This is a genomic window from Methanoregula sp., from assembly GCF_049686655.1.
GTDB lineage: Archaea > Halobacteriota > Methanomicrobia > Methanomicrobiales > Methanospirillaceae > Methanoregula.
Genome location: NZ_JBAVIG010000070.1, coordinates 21,745 through 39,489 on the forward strand (window position 1 = coordinate 21,745; position 17,745 = coordinate 39,489).

The window sequence follows — 17,745 nt, forward strand, 5'->3', positions numbered from 1 at the left end:
GAGTGTATATACCGGCAGCACCCCCTTCCCCCTCAGGAAAAACAGGGAATCTTACTGTTCCCTGCGTCCTTTCCGTCCGACAGCCAGTCCTGCGATTGCCAGTCCTGCGATCAGGGCCGGAATGGGATCGGGGGAGTGGGTCGTTGATACTGCTGGCGAGAGACTGCCTGAGAGGCTGATCCCTGTATCCGGTATCACGGTCACGGTCGTTGACCAGTCGCTATAGCCTGCCTCTTTCAGAAGTATGGCGTGGTTGCCAGGTGACAGGTCAGCCACCGTCAGCGGTGAGACTCCACGATAGGAATTATCCACATATATACCCGCTCCTGCCGGTATGGACGAAACGATCACTGCTCCTGTACCCGGCGCTGTGATTGCCGTGGTCGCGGAAGCAGACGGATTCATAGCGGGAATATCGGGGGCAAACCACTGGACCGACGAGTCCACGGCTACGGCGAGCTGGGTGCCGTCAGAAGACAGGGCCACATCGTACACCTTTCCCGAGGTCTGGGTCTGCCAGAGCAGGAGACCGGCATCAGAGATGATCTTTGCACTGCCGTCCTGAGTGCCCACGGCAATCCGGGTCCCGTCCCGGGACATCGAGACCCCGTTTATGGGACTGCCGCAGTCATAGGCTCCGAGCAGCGTCCCGTCATTTGAGAATATGTACAGGTCCTGTCCTGCCCCGGCTGCTACCCGCGTGCCCTGGTATGAGACATCCACGTCGCTGATCTGGGCATCCGGGTCATAGGTCCAGCGCAGGCTTTCGTTCCGGTCATACAGGTATACCCGGTGGTCCGGGTTCGTTGTGCCTGTTGCGATGTACGTCCCGTCGGTTGAGATTGCAAACCGCCAGACCGTGCTTGCGGTCTTCAGGGTAAAGAGCGGGTTTCCGGTCTTGTCAAAAAAAAACAGGTTGTTACCGGAAGTCGTATACCCGTAGCCATCGGTCGAGATTGCCACGTCCTCCACACTTGCCTGCCGGACCCGCTGGTCGCTCCAGATCTCCGCACCCGTATCGTTGAGCATGTACACTGCCGATCCCGAAGCACCCAGCACAGTCGTGCCGGAAGGGTGGATGGCGGCAACCGAGTACTGCGAGTTGCTCTTGGTATTGAAATAGCCCCAGGCCGCGCCATTATTACGACTCAGCAGGAGTATCGTGCCGTCCTGGGTCGCTGCCGAGACAAAGGAACCGTCCGAAGTCATGGACAACATAGTCACGGCGCCATGGCCGAGATCAATGCTTTTGATGAACCCCCCGCCGGCAGAAGCAGCGGAAGCGGTTGCCACAAGGAAAAGGAGCGCGAAAAAGGACGCGGAATATACGGGAAAATCTCTCATATCTCTCACGTAAATCGTTATTGCGCAGCATGATATAGGTTTGCTGCCGGGAGGCTTTGCACGTAAAGTCAATCCTGCACGTAAAGTCCGGTGTCTGCACGTAATGTCAGGCCAAATCCCTACTTTACGTGCAAAGCCCTGCCGGGATATTCATGCAGGAGTCATCCCGGCATGTGCCGCGTTCAATGTTTTTCGATCAGCCGCAGGATCTCCTGCGCCAGCGCCACGCTCTTGTCCTCATCAACCATCAGGGTATCGAACCTCACCGACTGGCTCACGTTCACCGGGTCCCGGGTGTCCTGGATGAACACATCGGGGAGTCCCCGGTAGCAGTTGAACGTCCCGATCGCGCTCGGTTCGTACCCCGCTGCCTCCATGAAGGCGCCGGCCGGGCCGCTGATGGGCGCGTTGCCGATGAACGGGCTTACCGCGACAACGAACTTGTTCTTTATTGCCTCCCTGATCCCGGCACAGTCAAGGATCGGCAGGATGCTCGTGATCGGGTTCGAGGGGCCGATAACGATCGCATCGCTCGCCTCGATGGCCTCAAGCGCTTCCGGTGTCGCCACCGGAGGCTCATCAAAACTCCTCACGATCTGCTGGATCTCAATCTTTCCCTTTGCCCGGATCCAGTACTCCTGGAAATGGATCAGGCCGAGATCGGTCTTCACCTGCGTTGTCACTTCAGTGTCAGTCATAGGCAGCACGGTCTCGCGGACCCCGAACCGCTCGCAGAGCACCTTGGTCACGTTCGTTAAGCGCATCCCGCTGCGGAGCATCTCGGCCCGGGCAATGTGCACGGCCCGGTCCCGGTCGCCAATAGCGATGAATTCATCGATGCCGAGCCGGGTTGTCTCCTCATGCGTGGTGAACGTGTCGTTCCGGACACCCCACCACGTGTCTGTATTGAGGATACCGGCAAAGAGATACATCACCGTGTCCACGTCAGGCGAGATGTGGTTGCCTGATATCCAGATGTCCTCGGCCGTGTTGACAATCACTGCGATTTCGTGCCGGTCCACCACTTTCTGCATGCCCCGCAGGAGCTTCGGGGTGCCAGTCCCGCCCGATAGGAAGGTAATCATTACTCAATACTTTTATGCGATGTATATGAAGATTCTTTAGTGACCCTGAAGATCATCAAGGACCCGGTCCATGGCTACATTGAGGTCGAGGATTTTGCCCGGGCACTGCTGGACGCTCCCGCACTCCAGCGCCTGCGCTATGTACGGCAGCTCGGTTTCTCGTTCCTCGTCTACCCGGGTGCAAACCATACCCGGTTCGAGCATTCCCTTGGGACCATGCATCTCGCTGACGTTGCGAGCCGGCGGTTCCAGCTGGCTGATGACGAGCGGCAGCTGATCGTTGCCTCCGCTCTCCTCCATGATATCGGTCACGGACCTTTCTCCCATGCGAGCGAGCCCCTGATGGAAAAATACCTTCACCGCACGCATGACGATATCGGCCCGGTCCTGGAAGAGACGGTGGGAGGCCTGCTCGAACAGCAGGGCATCGATCCCGGGGAACTTTGTGCCGTAGTGAACGGGAGGCACAGGCTTTCGGCGATCATCCACGGTGATTTCGACGTGGACCGGATGGATTACCTCCTCCGGGACGCCTACTATACCGGCGCGCCGTATGGCACGGTCGACGCCCAGCGCCTGATCCGGCACCTGGTCTGGACCTCCGGAGGCACCGTGCTGGATGAGAACGGTGTGAATGCGGCGGAGTCGCTCCTGATCGCCCGGACACTGATGCGCCCGAGCGTCTATTACCACCATGTCAGCCGGATCGGCGAGAGCATGTTCCAGCTTGCGGCCCTCGCGCACCTGCAGGATAATGGCGGGAACGACGCGGAGCAATTCCTCCGTCTCGACGATGCGGGGTGCATGCATGTACTGGCCAGCTCGGGCAGCACCGTATCCCGGGAGATCATGTCCCGGCTCTACGAACGCCGGCTCTACAAGCGGGCGATCACGGTCGGCAGCGAACAGGTATCAGTCGCGGCGTACCAGGACGGCGTCCCGCTGGAGAAGAGCCGGGAGTATGCAGGCCTGATCGCGGAGCTTGCCGGCATCCGGCCCCACGAAGTACTGGTGGATATCCCTTCCGTTCCCCGCGAGATGTCCCTTGCGGTCCGGGTCCGGAACCGGCATTCCGAGACCAGTTTCGAGGAGATCTCCCCCCGGGTCCGCACGCTCAATGCGACCCGGCGCGAGCAGTGGCGTCTCGGTGTGTACACGCTGCCGGCGTTCCGGGAACAGGTTACGGATGCGGCTTGCGAGATCCTGCACATCAGGAAACCGACCCGGCAGGATACACTTTTTTAGGAGACGCTTTTCAAAAACAGTTCCGTTTGCCGGGAGTGTCCCCATGTTTACCCATCGGGGGCCTGCCAGGAAGCAGGGTAAAAACGGGTGGGATGCAACGAAATCACAAATAACCATAATATATTACAATCCCCAAACACTCACTCATATGCAACACAGTGTACTCGTAGCTCTTGTCCTGATCATTGCAGCGGTCGTAATCGCCGGATGCACCCAGAACCAGGCCCCCGTCGCTACTGCGACGCCGGTCCCGGCAGGTATCCCTGCTGCGGCTGCAACAGCGGTCGTGCCGCACCCCTCCTTTTCCCTGGGCGACCACTACCTGCAGAAGTCCTACTCGTTCCAGAGCGAAAGTGACCATTATACCGAACAGTTCCATGTGGACAACTCCTCGTGGGGGATCGATTTTGTCGTCCTCCCGCTTAACGTCGACCCGCAGTCCTGCTGGTTCCGGATGAATGTGACGAACGTGGACACCGGCCACACCGATACCTACGGCTACGACGGGAACGGTAACTCATACAGGAATGATACACACCAGCAGTACCCGATGTACACGATCGGGTCGTACAGGATTGATATGACCGGCAACCTTGTCAAGGTGGACGTGACAGCGGCGAAAAGGAACCCGTAACACCAAAGAAAATCTGAGGCAATCCCATGCTTGAAGACACAATTGTCATAACTGCCGGCCTGGTGGCAGTGATCATCATCCTTGCCGTTGTCCTGTGGAAACTCCGGAGCGCCGAGACAAAGATGCACGAGAGCACCCACAAGCTCAAGGTCTATACCGATCTCCTCAACGCGATCACGGAACTGAACCTTGCCGGGGGCGATCCCTACAAGATGGACGTAGCAAAGAAGAACCTCGCCCTGACGCTCAACCGGCTCAACCTCGTGGGGAGCACCGGCGTCCTGCGGAGTACGAACGACCTGCTTGACTTCCTGAACGAGCACAAGGACAAGGACTACGATACCCTCCGGCTCCATAACATCCTCAATACGCTCGTGATCGAGGCACGCCGCGACCTCAACCCATCGCATGCAAAGAAGGTCGAGGAGGGCCAGGTCCGGTACCGCTTCTTTGCACCGCCGAAGAAATAATGTACAGAAAAAGGATCAGCCGGCCGGAACTTCTCCCGGCACAAACTCTTTTTGCCTTCACTCCGACATTGGTATCACAGGAGAGGCTACTTTGGCAACCATGAAAAAAGAGATCGTAGTCGGGGTGACAGGTGCGAGCGGGGCGATCTATGCCCGGCGCCTGCTTGAGGTGCTTTGCAAGGATGCAAAGGTCCACATCATCGTCTCGGACGTGGCGGCGAAGATCGCTGCCCACGAGGGCGTCTCGTTCGAGGGGATGAATGCCGAGTACCATCCGATCGACAAGCTCTTTGCGTCCATTGCGAGCGGGTCACACAAGTACGACGGGATGGTAGTGATACCCTGCAGTTCCAAGACCCTTGCGGCGATAGCGAACGGGTATGCCGACAACCTGATCACACGCACTGCCGATGTCTGCCTCAAGGAGCACCGGAAATGCATCCTCGTCACCCGCGAGATGCCGCTCTCGAAGATCCACCTGAAGAATATGCTAGCCGCCGACGACGCTGGAGCGACGATCATGCCCGCAAGCCCCGGGTTTTACCACAAGCCGAAAAAGATCGACGATCTCGTGGACATGGTCGTGGCCCGCGTGCTCGACCACCTTGAAATAGAACACGACCTCATAGAGCGCTGGAGCGGTTACGATGCGTGAATTTATCGAAAAGATGCGGAAGGCAGGACTCGTTGTGGACGTAAAAGAGGAAGTCTCCGTAGACATGGAGGCGCCGAAGATGGCAGCCGGCACTGATAAGCTCCTCTTCTTCCATAAGATTGGGGGCTCGCGTGCCGTGATGAACCTCACCGCGAGCCGGACCTCCCTCTCCCTTGCGCTCGGCATCGACGAAACGAAGATTGTCAAAACCCTCGCGGATGCCCAGTTCAACGGCAAGGTCATCGAAGACGGCACCCTCCCGATGCAGAAACCCGATCTTGCAAAGATCCCGATCATGCACCACTACCCGAAAGATGCCGGGAAATATCTCACCTCCGCCATCGTCTTCTCCCGCTGGGACGGTGTGGAGAATGCCTCGATCCACCGGATGCAGGTGCTGGACGACCACCGGGTCGCTGCCCGGCTTGTCGAGGGCAGGCATACGCACGTGATGCTCAGGAAAGCCCTTGCGAAGGGAGAGAAACTCCCCATCGCGATCACGATCGGTACGCACCCGGCCGTGACCTTTGCCAGCTGTACGCGGGTACCGACCGGCATGGAGCTCCCGTTCGCCGCAGAACTGATGGGCGGCGAGATGAAGGTGATGCGGTGCAGTAACGGCGTGCTGGTGCCTGACGCGGAGATCGTGCTGGAAGGATTCATCACCGGGGATCTCACCGAGGAAGGGCCGTTTGTCGACATCACCGGCACCTATGACCCGGTTCGCATGCAGCATATCATCGAGTTCACCGGGATGTACACGAAGCCGGACTTCATCTATCACGGCATACTTCCTGGCGGCGACGAACACAAGATGCTGATGGGGGCTCCCTACGAGCCGAAGATCTACAAGGCCGTTGCCGGCGTGACCGAAGTAAGGAACGTAGTCCTCACGAAGGGCGGCTGCGGCTATCTCCATGCCGTGATCCAGATCAGGAAGAGCACGCAGGGCGATGCCAAGAACGCGATCATGGCCGCGTTTGCCGCCCATACCTCGCTCAAGCACGTGGTTGTGGTGGACGAGGATATCGATCCCCTGGACCCTCACGAGGTCGAGTACGCGATTGCTACGCGTGTCAGCGGCGACCGGGACATCATGGTGATCACCGGTGTCCGCGGATCCTCGCTCGATCCGTGCCAGCTCGAGGACGGCACGAACGTGAAGGTCGGGGTCGACGCAACGATGGTGCTCGGGCGCGAGGCGGACTTCTCGCGGGCCACGTGGTGAGCAAAATGCTGCTCGATAAGGACGAGGAACGGATCCTTGCCGGTGAAGAGGGCGAGACCCGGCAGAAGATGCTTGAACTCCTCGTGGCACTCGGGAAGGTCTTCGGGGCCGAACGGCTCGTCCCGATCAGGAGCGCCCAGGTAAGTGGTGCGTCCTACAAGACGATCGGGGAGTACGGCCTCCAATGGCTCAACTCGCTCGATGCGAAAGCGGTAGTCCCGGCCGTGCTTAACCCGATCGGCATGCCCCGTGAACGATGGCAGGAGATGGGCGTGAACGAGGACTTTGCGCAGAAGCAGCAGGCCGTTATCGCCGCCTACGAAAGGCTCGGTATTGGCCTTGAGTGTACCTGCACGCCCTACTATCTCCGCGAGACAAACTTTGGCGACCACCTCGCGTGGTCCGAGTCCTCCGCGGTCAGTTATGCGAACTCGGTGATTGGTGCCCGGACGAACCGGGAGGGCGGGCCCGGCGCCCTTGCCGCTGCACTTGTGGGGAAGACACCCTGTTATGGTCTCCATCTCAAAGAGAACCGGAAGCCGCAAGTGGTCGTCCGGGTGCAGGCCGACACCCGCGAATGGTCTATCGCGGACTACGGGGCGCTCGGTTACCATACAGGGAAGCTCGTGGGCAACCGGATCCCGTTCTTCTCCGGGATCAACCCGGACAAGGATCAGCTCAAGGGGCTGGGGGCGGCGATGGCGGCTACCGGTGCCGTGGCGCTCTACCACGTGGAAGGCGTGACACCGGAAGCACTGAAAATACCAACCGATCTCACCGGCCTCGACACAATCGCCGTGGAAGCTGCGGAGATCAGGAAGCTGTTCAAAGAGATCCCGGTCGAAGCGGTCGCGGTGGGCTGCCCGCACTGCTCTCCCGCGGAGCTGGAGGAGATCGCCCGGCTCCTCAAGGGGCAGCTGGTGACCATGCCGTTCTATGTCTTCGCAGCGCAGGGTGTGATCGAGAAGAACCAGCGGACGGTTGATTCGATTGAGAAGAGTGGGGCCCGGGTCTTTGCCGACACCTGCATGGTGGTCTCGCCCGTGATGGAGCAGTACGAAGCGATCATGGTGAACAGCGGAAAGGCCCTCGCGTACGTGCCGGATATGTGTGCTGCCGTCGCAAGGATCGGGACGATCGCGGAGTGTGTGCGGGTGGGGACGGAGTGAAATCCCCGGTCCTTCAAAACTCACTTATCGCGGGGTCCGCCGCACCGGGTTCCTGCTGTCGCACGGAACCCCGGTCTGGCACATCCCGCAGCCGTAATCATCGATCCCGTATCGCAGTTTTACGTAGGGCTTTGTGATGCCCATGAGGTACGCATTGCATACCAGCTTGTTATGTCCCTTCTTCGAGACTGCCCGTGCCGGGCAGCGGGTGATACATTTTCCGCAGGTCTCGTTCGTGTAGTGCAGGCAGTATGCATGGTGATCCATATACGGCCGGGGTGTTGGCGGGACCGCTATCCGTGCAATGACCGAACCACAGATGATGGCCTTTCCCTTCTGCGTGATCAGCCCATCGCAGAGGCCGAAGGTCCCGAGACCGGAGACGTGTGCGGCGTGCCGCTCGGACCAGGCCGATGCAAGTCCGTACTTTTTTGACATTCCCACGGACCAGAACGAAGTATATTGAGGGGCTACGGCCACGTACCCTGCCTCTTCCAGGAGGCTGACGACGTGCCGGGACAATTCCTTTACAAAACCCGCGCCGAAATGCTTGGCCCGTGCCCACCGCTCGGAAGGCAGGAACCTCCGGTCGGCATTATCCGCAATGGTCGCCGGAATATGGGGCAGGGCCCAGCTGATCACGGTGAGTTCTTCAGCCGTGGCATCAGTCTCCGGAAACGATCTACGGAATATTTCTGCCGGGGTCATCAGGGGAGCACCGATGTCCTTTTGCAGGAACGCATACAACGGGTCCGCCCCGCTGGAGAATCCGACAAGGGGCTCATCAAAGGCCCGGTCATGTGCCGCATTCTGAAGGCTGTTCTCCGGGGAGTTCCGGCAGAACTTCCGGATGCTCTCTGTCAGCCAGGCTGCCAGATCCTGTGCAGGAAGTTTCTGGTCGTTTTCCTGTCCAGGCACTTGTTCATCTTCCGGGTGTTTCATGGTCTCAGAACTGGTATACTAATAATACCACTTTAATAGCGCAGGCTCCAAAAGTATACCATGAAAAAGGCGCAACCGCCGACAGCTGACCGACCCCTGGTCCCTGCGGTGGAATTGCTGGCATGCCCCCTCCTTGTCACGATGGGAGTGCTTGGAAAAAAGTGGACGCTCCTCATCCTCCGGGACATTGCGCTGCTGAAGATCAACCGGTTTAACCAGATACGGCGCTCCCTACCCGGCCTGACGTCACGGGTTCTTGTCATGCGGCTGCATGAACTGGAAGCGTGCGGACTGATCGAGGCAGTTGTCGTGAAGGAGAGCCCGCGGGTAGTCGGGTGGGTGCTCACGGAAAAAGGGAAGGACACGATCCCGATCCTGATGAGCATCATAGCCTTTGGCATAAAATGGTACGCCGATGAGATTTTCGAAGATCACCGGCCACGTACCATGAGCGAACTGTATCCCGGTTCGGGATGTCCGTGACCGGGCCCGGACAATTGGGCGTGATGACAAGTCCAAAAGGAAAAAATTGAAAAATTATCTGCTCTGTAGAAATCATTTTTTTCGAAGAGACGATGCCCCGGGTCAAATGGCAGGTAATACGTCGTCATCGCAACCGGGGGATGCCATAGCGGCGGGGGCAAAGCCCAAAAGAGCGTCAGCGATTATGAGGTTTTCTACAAAGCAAAATTATCTGGAAAAATCTTCAGAAATTTTTTCCGGAAAATTTTCGGACCGGCCAGGAATCTTTTTTGTGATTGTCCCTGCCGGAATAAAAAAATTTCAAAAAAAAATTCCGGGATGAACCGGTACTCCTCAAAATATTTCCGGACCTGCTACCGTAACCATCAATATTCTCCCGGCGTACACTTATTCCGGTATGCCACCACCAAAACCCCACAGGTTCCCGCCGGGAAAGACACTCCCTGAGGAACTTCGCATTGCCATGAAACGGATCGAAGCCTATGGTGTCGTCTATCCTGACGGATATTACCAGGCACTCCTGGAGAAGTACACCCGGGAGGAGGTCCGCTATCCCCACATCCTCATGATCATCGGGCAGCCGCGGATCAACAACCACTTTTTCTATCCCCATGTGCTCAGGAGAACCGGCAGGCTTTTGGATTACGGGTGCGGCACCGGGGACAATGTCCGGCAGCTGCTCCGCGACGGTTTTCCCCGGGAGATGATCACCGCATTCGACATCAACCGGGCAAGCATCGACCTTGGCTTCGACCTGTATTGTGACCAGGGGGAGATCAGCGACCTCTTCACGGTTTCAGGTACGCTCACGTTCGGGCCGGCGAAGTTCGAAATGGTGTATTCCGCCTCCGTCTTCCACGTGATCGCTGACGACCAGGAATTCGGAACATATATTGCGAATGCCTGGTCTGTCCTCAGGCCCGGGGGAATATTCTTCGGTTCAACGCTGGGGCAGGCCGGGGAAGCGGCTGCCCCGTCTCCTGAGGAATGGGGGCCGCCACGCGTAATGACAAAAGAGCAGCTGGCCGGTAGTCTCACCGGCGCCGGCTTCGTGTCACCTGAGATTGTCCAGCGTCACCATGTCCCGCATTATATCGCGGACAACCGGTGCGTCTTCGAATTCTGTACACGGAAGCCGGCATAACCGCGGGAGGGGACCGGCCCTGCCCTCCCGTGAGCCTTGTTATTTCCGGGACCGCCGGTCCACCAGCCCGCCGGTTATCTCCCGGACCCATGCCTGCCGGTCCGCCCAGCTCTCCCACACGGCCGCCACCCACTGCAGGATCATGGCGTCTCTCTCCGGGCCGGTGCTTACGTTCAGGACATCCATCACGGTCAGTGCCGCCGGCCGGACAGGTGGTTCGAGCCGGGGCCAGTCCCTCCTGAGCTTCGCGATCCTCATGTGGGCCCGCTGCACCTCCCTGCCGGAATATCCCTTCTCCAACGCAAGGTACAGCCCGATCAGGCCAAAGACCGCAGTGATCGGCCGCGAGTTCCCGCCGGCATGCTGCGCCTCGTAAGCATCGACCGCGTGCTGGTGGATGAACGCCGCATCTCCCTTTGCCACCGTATAACAGAAGAGATCGCTGAAGGCCTGCCAGCACTCGCCCGAGGCATTAAACCGGCACGGCGGCGGCGGGTCAAGGTGCCGGTCCGGCAGTTCCAGCAGGCACCCGGGACATATGATTGCCATTCCTGCACGTACCTTCGCATTTTTATTTTAAATAAACCGCCCGGGAGCGCTTGTCACGGATCCTGGCAGGTACCGGAAAAAGAATCGAAAGCAGGGAAGCTCAGCCGATCGCAAGCAGGATCTTCCCGATCTCGTTTACCTGCGCCGGCTCCGGGTTCCGTCCCGGCTTCACACCTTCGCCGTACGTGAGGATCTTCTGGACATCGATCATTTTTACATTTACGAACGCGATCCTGTCCCAGACCCCCTGGTCGATCGTATTCCACGTGCACTGGAGCAGGTGCGAAAGCAGGTGCACATCCGACTCGGAGAAGTGCTTCCAGTCAGATCCCAGCCCCTGCTGCATCATCTTCATTGCCTGCTCGACCATCTTCTCGCGGTGGACATGGTACATCCGCCTGCCCAGCGCTGCCTGGGTTATATCCGGCATACATATTCCTCCCGCCCCGTTTCGGGGATGATGAGAGAATCCCGCTGCCGGACAATAAACTTTGTGCCGGTACCGTCGGGTACCGCTCAGTACCGGGCTCTCCGGAATATTCCGGCACCCGCCACGATGCTCAGGAGGTCAGCCCGGAAATACCTGTTTTTCCGGACATTCTGCTGACTTTTCCATATCTTAATATAGGACGAACCTGTTAGGTTGTATCATGAGTGTGGCTGGTTGGGAAGTTCCTATCGGTGCAGCGATCGCCTTTGCAGGAGGTGCCATCGGGACGGGCTGGGCCCAGTCCCGGATCGGTTCAGCCGGTGCGGGAGCGATTGCCGAGCGGCCGGAGGTTGTCGGGTCCATTATCATCCTGGAGGCAATCCCGGAGACGCTGGTGATCCTCGGGTTTGTCGTCGCTGCAATGATCATCCTGATGGTGAAGTAAGCAGGGTCCGGGACCATTCCCGGTGATCCCCGGCATCATCCGGACAATACCAGAAGCATCGGGTGAGGCCATGGCGTTTGAAAACCTGTTGAGATCCGTGGAGGAGAGTGCGCAGGAGAAGGAGCGGGAGCTCCGCGAGAAGGCCCGTGTTACTTCCGAATCGATCCGGTCGGATGCAAAACGCCGGGCACAGGAGATCGAAGAGACGTACATTGCCGATGCGGAACGCTCCGCTGAGACCGAGCGGAATAAGGAGCTCTTCCTGGCCCGGGCGGAGATCCGTGCCCTCCAGACGAAGAACCGGCAGCAGGTCTTCCAGGCGGCCTTCGCCGGGGCCAGCCGCCGGCTTGCGCAGGTCCGGCAGGACCCGGAGTACCCTGCAGTCTTTGAACGGCTGGCCCGCGAGGCGATCGGTGCGATCGGGGAGAGGGGGACGATCCGGATCCGTGTCGACTCTCAGGATGCGGAGCTCTGCCGGAAGATTACTGCTGCCCTGCAGCTCTCCTGCGAGATCGTCACCGACCTCACGAGCATGGGGGGCCTCGTGATCAGTTCGGCCGATGGCGAAGTGATCGTCTCTAATACTTTTGAGTCCAGGCTCCAGCGGGCCGTGGAGCACCGGCAGCTCGAGCTCTATGCGATCCTTGCGGGGGACTAACCATGGACTGGGGCTATACCAATGCCCGGATCCGGGGCATGAAGAGCAGGCTGCTGGACCACCATGCGCTCGATACCCTGATCCTCCAGCCGGACCTCGAATCCCTGATGGGGGAGCTCGAGAAGACCCCGTACCGGGAAGATATCGTCGCAGCCCGTGGGAAATATACCGGTCTTGCCTGCATCGAGCATGCACTGCGGGAGAACTTCACCCGGACCTTCCGGAAGATCATCGGTTTTGTCCGGCAGGAGGAGGCAGAGCAGTATATCACGATCTTCCTCCACCGCTGGGACGTCCAGAACATTAAGACGATACTCCGGGGAAAGAATATCCATGTGACGAACGAGGAGATCCGCGACTGCCTGGTGCCGGCCGGCGAACTTGACGAAGCGACCCTGACCGAACTCGTCCGCCAGCCTGACCTCCGGGCTACAATCGACCTGCTCGCTACCTGGCGCATCCCGTACGCAAAGCCTCTCACCGAAGGCTTCCCGGCATTTGCAAAGAGCGGCGACCTTTCCGTGCTCGAATGCTCGCTGGACCAGTACTATTACCGGGATGCCCTTGATACGGTGAAGGCGCCGTCCGCAAACCACGCTATGATCCGGAATATCCTCGCGATCGAGATCGACGTGCTGAACCTCAGGACGGTCCTGCGGATGATCCACGACCAGGTCAGCCCGGAGGATGCAGGCCCGTTCCTCATCGATGGCGGCCGGGAATTCGACGCAAAGAAGCTCGATCATCTCCTCCGGCTTCACTCGACCGATGAAGTGATCGCGGCTCTCGGGACTACGCAGTACCGGTTCCCCGGCACGGCACAGGAGCCGGGCCTCCGTCCTGAGAAGATCTCCGTCATCGAGCGTGAGCTCGAGCGGTTCCTTGTCCGGCAGGGTGTAGGCCTGTTCCGTAGGGACCCGCTCAGCGTGGCCTCCCTGATCGCCTACTTCTGGGCAAAGTACAACGAGATCACGAATATCCGGATCATCTCCCGGTGCAAGACAGCGGACTTCCCGGTTGAGCACCTCAGGGAGGAGCTCGTGTATGTATAAGTTCGTCATCGTCACGGACAGCGACCGGGCCTCGGGGTTCCGTCTCGCGGGTGCGGAGGTCTTCGAGGCGAAGGATGCAGCCGAGGCGGGAACGATCATCCCGCCCCTCCTGAAGAGGGACGAGATCGGGATCGTGGGTATGAACGAGGAGTACATGCTCGCCCTTGACCCGAAACTGATGGACCGGATCGAGAAGCTCCACCGCCCGCTCGTGATCCCCATCCCCTCGAGGACAAAAGAGGTGGACCGGCGGACCTACATTGAGCGGCTGCTCAAAAAAGCGATCGGCTACAACATCGTACTGAAGAGGTGACGCACATGATCTCGGGAACTATTATACGGATCTCCGGCCCGGTCATCATCGCCCGGGGCATGAAAGGCTCCAAGATGTATGATGTGGTGACCGTGGGAAGTGAAGCTCTCCGGGGGGAGATCATCCGGCTCGAGGGGAGCGACGCGGTGATCCAGGTTTATGAGGACACGACCGGGTTAACTCTTGGCGAATCCGTGGCAAACACGGAGACGCCGCTCTCGGTAGAGCTCGGGCCCGGGCTGCTTGCCTCCATCTACGATGGTGTACAGCGACCCCTGCCGGTCCTTCTTGCGCTGAGCGGCGACTTCATCGGTCGCGGCATCACCGCACCGGGGCTTGACCGGTCCCGGAAATGGGCGTTTGTCCCGGCCGTAAAGACCGGCGACGTGGTAAAGGGCGGGGACGTGCTTGGGACCGTGCGCGAATTTCGGTTCGAGCACCGGGTGCTCGTTCCCCCGCTGGACGGCGGGACCGTGACGGAGGTCCGTGACGGAGAGTTCACTGTTGATGAAACGGTCTGCGTACTCGACAACAGGCGGCAGCTCTCCATGATGCACCACTGGCCGGTCCGGATCCCACGGCCCCACAAAAAGAAACTCGACCCGGTCCTGCCGCTGATCACGGGGCAGCGGGTGTTCGACTGCATGTTCCCGGTGACCAAAGGCGGTACGGCAATGATCCCGGGCGGCTTCGGGACCGGCAAGACCGTCTCCGAGCAGACGCTCGCGAAATGGGCGGACACGCAAATCGTGGTCTACATAGGCTGCGGTGAGCGGGGCAACGAGATGACGGACGTGCTCGTGGAGTTTCCCGAACTGATCGATCCCCACACGAAACAGCCCCTGATCGAGCGGACGATCCTGATAGCGAACACCTCGAACATGCCGGTTGCCGCCCGCGAGGCTTCGATCTATACCGGGATCACGATCGCGGAGTACTTCCGGGACATGGGGTACGATGTAGCGCTGATGGCGGACTCCACCTCCCGGTGGGGCGAGGCGCTGAGGGAAGTTTCCGGCCGTCTCGAGGAGATGCCCGGCGAAGAGGGTTACCCGGCGTATCTCGCGACCCGGCTCTCGGCCTTCTACGAGCGGGCAGGCCGCGTAATCTGTTCCGGTTCCGGGGAGCGGAACGGTTCGATCACGGTGGTCGGGGCGGTCTCGCCCCCGGGTGGCGACTTCTCCGAGCCGATCACGCAGAATACGCTGCGGGTGGTCGGGACGTTCTGGGCGCTGGACACGAACCTTGCCTACCGGCGCCACTTCCCGTCAGTGAACTGGATCAAGAGCTATTCGCTCTATCTTGACAGTATCTCGGAATGGTACAGCAAGACCATTGCCCGGGACTGGCGGGAGCTCCGGGACAAGGCGATCTTCCTGCTCCAGAAAGAGGTCGAGCTGCAGGAGATCGTCCAGCTCGTGGGCCCGGACGCCCTTCCCGACAGCGAGAAGGCGATCCTCGACGTTACCCGGATGATCCGCGAGGACTTCCTCCAGCAGAGCGCGTACAGCGATACCGATTCGTTCTGCCCGATCGAGAAACAGTACCTGATGCTCAAAGTGATCGTTACGTATTTCACCGGCGTGAACCTCGCGATGGAGCGGGGGATCTCCCTGCGGCAGGTCCAGGCGCTCCCGCTGAGGGCAGCGATCGGCCGGATGAAGGATACACCTGATGCCGCTGCAGTCCGGCAGATCCTGGACGACGTGAACGTGACCCTCTCAACCGTGGAGGCAGAGAAATGAGGAAAGCGGACCTGCTGACCCGGGAATACCGCACGATCGATTACGTCTCCGGCCCGCTGATCTTTGTCACCCGGGTCACCGGGGCATCGTTTGGCGAGATCGTGCGGATCACCCTACAGGATGGGGAAGTCCGGACCGGCCAGGTGCTCGACATCTCGGAGGACCATGCGGTGGTGCAGGTCTATGAGGGCACCCGGGGCATCGACACGGCCGGCACGACCGTCAGGTTTACCGGTGAGCCGGCCCGGATCAGCGTCTCTCATGATATGCTGGGCCGGGTCTTCAGCGGTGTCGGGAAGCCCCGGGACGACGGCCCGGAGATCGTCCCCGAGGCGGTACTCGACATCGCGGGCACGCCCATCAATCCATCCGCCCGGGATAAGCCCGCGGATTTCATCCAGACCGGGATGTCGGCAATTGACGGCCTCAACACGCTGGTCCGGGGCCAGAAGCTGCCGATCTTCTCCGGCTCCGGCCTGCCGGCAAGCAAGCTCGCCGCCCAGATCACCCGGCAGGCAAAAGTCCGGGGCGAGGGGGAAGAGTTCGCGGTAGTCTTCGTGGCTATGGGCATCACGCACAAGGAGGCCTCGTTCTTCATGCAGGACTTCGAGCGGACAGGAGCCCTGGACCGGGTGGTCTTCTTCATGAACCTGGCGGACGATCCCACGGTCGAGCGGCTCGCGGCCCCCCGGTGCGGCCTTACGGTCGCCGAGTTCCTTGCCTTCACCCACAACCTCCACGTGCTTGTGATCCTGACTGACATGATCAACTACTGCGAAGCGCTCCGCGAGATCTCGACCGCCCGCGAGGAAGTCCCCGGCCGGCGCGGCTACCCGGGCTACATGTACACCGATCTCGCCTCGATCTACGAGCGGGCCGGGCGGCTGAAAGGCAGGACCGGATCCATTACCCAGATCCCGATCCTGACGATGCCGGACGATGACATCACCCACCCGGTCCCCGACCTTACGGGCTACATCACCGAGGGGCAGATCGTGCTCTCGCGTGACCTCTTCCGGCGCGGTGCAGACCCGCCGGTCGACGCCCTCCCCTGCCTGTCACGACTGATGAACCTCGGCATCGGACCCGGCAAGACCCGGGAGGACCACCGGGGCGTGGCGGACCAGCTCTACGCCTCGTATACCTATGGCCGGGACCTCCGCAGGCTCGTCGCGATCGTAGGGGAAGAGGCGCTGACCGAGCTGGACCGGAAGTACCTGAAGTTCGCGGAAGGCTTCGAACGGGGTTTCATCACGCAGGGCGACGAGGACCGGCCGATCGAGAAGACGCTTTCCATTGCCTGGGACCTCTTTGCCACGCTGCCGGAGGACGAGCTCAAGCGGATCAGGAAGGAGCATATCGCGAAGTACCATCCTGCACGGCAGGGGTCAGCGGGTGAAGGGCCGGCCAAGGGAACAGGGGAGTGAAGCGATGGAGCAGGTAAAGCCCACCCGCATGGAACTGATGAAAACACGGGCCCAGATCCGGCTCGCCGAACAGGGCCGCGATCTCCTCCGGCAGAAGATGGATGCACTTATACGGGAGTTTTTTGCAATCCTCTCCACGGTCTCCGAGTCAAGAGACGAACTCGAGCAGGTTTCCCGGGCCGCTGACCTCGCCCTGCTGATCGCAGAGGCCACGGATGACCCGGTCACGCTGCGGTCCGCGTCGTTTGCCACCCGCCGCTCGATCACGGTCGATATCGGCGGGAAGAATATTATGGGCGTCCCGGTCCCGGTGATCGAAAAGAAACGGGCTTCGCGAAAACTGCTGGAGCGGGGCTACGGCATCATCACCACGAGTGCACGGATCGATGAGACGGCCGAGCGGTACGAGGCGGAGCTCGACCTCCTGATCAAGCTCGCCGAGACCGAGACCGCGATGCGGCGTCTGGGCAGCGAGATCCAGATGACCCGGAGGCGGGTAAACGCCCTGGAACAGATCCTGATCCCGGAACTGAAGCAGAACGCGAAGTACATCAAGAATGCAATTGACGAGCGGGAGCGGGAAGATCTCTTCCGGCTGAAGAAGGTGAAGAGTATCCTTGAGAAGAAGAAAAAGAAGGCGAGGGAGAAGCGGGCTGAATCCCATGAACAGGACCGCAGTTGATGTACTAAGTTGATTATACTAATGACATAAACGCCAGACTTTTTT

General features: G+C 59.9%; 21 protein-coding genes. 16 read left to right on the forward strand and 5 right to left on the reverse strand.

Going from position 1 to position 17,745, the window contains the following annotated elements; all coding sequences use genetic code 11:
- Positions 1–51: 51 nt before the first annotated feature.
- Both WBL42_RS10280 and cofD read right to left on the reverse strand, forming a co-directional pair.
- Positions 52–1,344, reverse strand: coding sequence for a DUF5711 family protein (locus tag WBL42_RS10280; RefSeq protein ID WP_424721181.1), 1,293 nt, complete (start codon positions 1,342–1,344; stop codon positions 52–54).
- Between the two features lie 182 nt (positions 1,345–1,526).
- Complete coding sequence (gene cofD / locus WBL42_RS10285; protein ID WP_424721182.1) at positions 1,527–2,429, reverse strand: 2-phospho-L-lactate transferase; 903 nt, start codon at positions 2,427–2,429, stop codon at positions 1,527–1,529.
- 39 nt (positions 2,430–2,468) lie between these two features.
- On the opposite strand from cofD, the gene WBL42_RS10290 reads away from it, so the two are divergent.
- From WBL42_RS10290 to WBL42_RS10315, 6 genes are all read left to right on the forward strand, one after another.
- Positions 2,469–3,674 carry an HD domain-containing protein gene (locus WBL42_RS10290; RefSeq protein WP_424721183.1) on the forward strand — a complete coding sequence of 402 codons (1,206 nt, stop codon included), beginning with the start codon at positions 2,469–2,471 and terminating at the stop codon, positions 3,672–3,674.
- A 148-nt stretch (positions 3,675–3,822) separates the two neighbouring features.
- Positions 3,823–4,308 carry a hypothetical protein gene (locus tag WBL42_RS10295; protein WP_424721184.1) on the forward strand — a complete coding sequence of 162 codons (486 nt, stop codon included), beginning with the start codon at positions 3,823–3,825 and terminating at the stop codon, positions 4,306–4,308.
- 26 nt (positions 4,309–4,334) lie between these two features.
- On the forward strand, positions 4,335–4,778 hold the full coding sequence (locus WBL42_RS10300; protein ID WP_424721185.1) for a hypothetical protein: 444 nt from the start codon (positions 4,335–4,337) through the stop codon (positions 4,776–4,778).
- A 100-nt stretch (positions 4,779–4,878) separates the two neighbouring features.
- A complete protein-coding gene (locus tag WBL42_RS10305; protein WP_424721208.1) occupies positions 4,879–5,433 on the forward strand; it encodes a UbiX family flavin prenyltransferase in 555 nt (184 codons plus the stop codon).
- Positions 5,426–6,661 (forward strand): UbiD family decarboxylase, encoded by a 1,236-nt coding sequence (locus tag WBL42_RS10310; protein WP_424721186.1) that lies wholly within the window; start codon positions 5,426–5,428, stop codon positions 6,659–6,661. The genes WBL42_RS10305 and WBL42_RS10310 overlap by 8 nt, the downstream gene beginning before the upstream one ends.
- A 5-nt stretch (positions 6,662–6,666) precedes the next feature.
- On the forward strand, positions 6,667–7,830 hold the full coding sequence (locus WBL42_RS10315; protein ID WP_424721187.1) for an aconitase X: 1,164 nt from the start codon (positions 6,667–6,669) through the stop codon (positions 7,828–7,830).
- A gap of 24 nt (positions 7,831–7,854) precedes the next feature.
- Here the strand turns inward: WBL42_RS10315 and WBL42_RS10320 are convergent, their stop codons facing one another.
- Positions 7,855–8,772 carry an epoxyqueuosine reductase gene (locus tag WBL42_RS10320; protein WP_424721188.1) on the reverse strand — a complete coding sequence of 306 codons (918 nt, stop codon included), beginning with the start codon at positions 8,770–8,772 and terminating at the stop codon, positions 7,855–7,857.
- 60 nt (positions 8,773–8,832) lie between these two features.
- Here WBL42_RS10320 and WBL42_RS10325 point away from each other — a divergent pair, with 60 nt between their 5' ends.
- From WBL42_RS10325 to WBL42_RS10335, 3 genes are all read left to right on the forward strand, one after another.
- Positions 8,833–9,255, forward strand: coding sequence for a winged helix-turn-helix transcriptional regulator (locus WBL42_RS10325; protein ID WP_424721189.1), 423 nt, complete (start codon positions 8,833–8,835; stop codon positions 9,253–9,255).
- A 106-nt stretch (positions 9,256–9,361) separates the two neighbouring features.
- Complete coding sequence (locus tag WBL42_RS10330; protein ID WP_424721190.1) at positions 9,362–9,577, forward strand: hypothetical protein; 216 nt, start codon at positions 9,362–9,364, stop codon at positions 9,575–9,577.
- Positions 9,578–9,652: 75 nt separating this feature from the next.
- Positions 9,653–10,399 (forward strand): class I SAM-dependent methyltransferase, encoded by a 747-nt coding sequence (locus WBL42_RS10335; protein ID WP_424721191.1) that lies wholly within the window; start codon positions 9,653–9,655, stop codon positions 10,397–10,399.
- A gap of 39 nt (positions 10,400–10,438) precedes the next feature.
- Here the strand turns inward: WBL42_RS10335 and WBL42_RS10340 are convergent, their stop codons facing one another.
- Together WBL42_RS10340 and WBL42_RS10345 are read right to left on the reverse strand one after the other, a co-directional pair.
- Positions 10,439–10,948 (reverse strand): DUF5946 family protein, encoded by a 510-nt coding sequence (locus tag WBL42_RS10340; RefSeq protein WP_424721192.1) that lies wholly within the window; start codon positions 10,946–10,948, stop codon positions 10,439–10,441.
- Between the two features lie 100 nt (positions 10,949–11,048).
- Positions 11,049–11,378, reverse strand: coding sequence for a hypothetical protein (locus WBL42_RS10345; RefSeq protein ID WP_424721193.1), 330 nt, complete (start codon positions 11,376–11,378; stop codon positions 11,049–11,051).
- Between the two features lie 220 nt (positions 11,379–11,598).
- On the opposite strand from WBL42_RS10345, the gene WBL42_RS10350 reads away from it, so the two are divergent.
- The 7 genes from WBL42_RS10350 (at position 11,599) to WBL42_RS10380 (ending at position 17,700) form a co-directional block, all read left to right on the forward strand.
- Positions 11,599–11,823 carry an ATPase gene (locus WBL42_RS10350; RefSeq protein WP_424027333.1) on the forward strand — a complete coding sequence of 75 codons (225 nt, stop codon included), beginning with the start codon at positions 11,599–11,601 and terminating at the stop codon, positions 11,821–11,823.
- Between the two features lie 70 nt (positions 11,824–11,893).
- On the forward strand, positions 11,894–12,481 hold the full coding sequence (locus tag WBL42_RS10355) for a V-type ATP synthase subunit E (protein ID WP_424721194.1): 588 nt from the start codon (positions 11,894–11,896) through the stop codon (positions 12,479–12,481).
- A 2-nt stretch (positions 12,482–12,483) separates the two neighbouring features.
- Entirely contained in the window at positions 12,484–13,533 is a 1,050-nt protein-coding gene (ahaC, locus tag WBL42_RS10360; protein WP_424721195.1) for an ATP synthase A1 subunit C, read from the forward strand.
- Entirely contained in the window at positions 13,526–13,846 is a 321-nt protein-coding gene (locus tag WBL42_RS10365; protein WP_424721196.1) for a V-type ATP synthase subunit F, read from the forward strand. Before ahaC ends, WBL42_RS10365 begins: the two co-directional genes overlap by 8 nt.
- A gap of 5 nt (positions 13,847–13,851) precedes the next feature.
- Positions 13,852–15,591 carry a V-type ATP synthase subunit A gene (locus tag WBL42_RS10370; protein ID WP_424721197.1) on the forward strand — a complete coding sequence of 580 codons (1,740 nt, stop codon included), beginning with the start codon at positions 13,852–13,854 and terminating at the stop codon, positions 15,589–15,591.
- Positions 15,588–17,018: a V-type ATP synthase subunit B gene (locus tag WBL42_RS10375; protein ID WP_424721198.1), complete on the forward strand. Its 1,431-nt coding sequence runs from the start codon at positions 15,588–15,590 to the stop codon at positions 17,016–17,018. The genes WBL42_RS10370 and WBL42_RS10375 overlap by 4 nt, the downstream gene beginning before the upstream one ends.
- Positions 17,019–17,022: 4 nt before the next feature.
- A complete protein-coding gene (locus WBL42_RS10380; protein WP_424721199.1) occupies positions 17,023–17,700 on the forward strand; it encodes a V-type ATP synthase subunit D in 678 nt (225 codons plus the stop codon).
- Positions 17,701–17,745 lie beyond the last annotated feature (45 nt).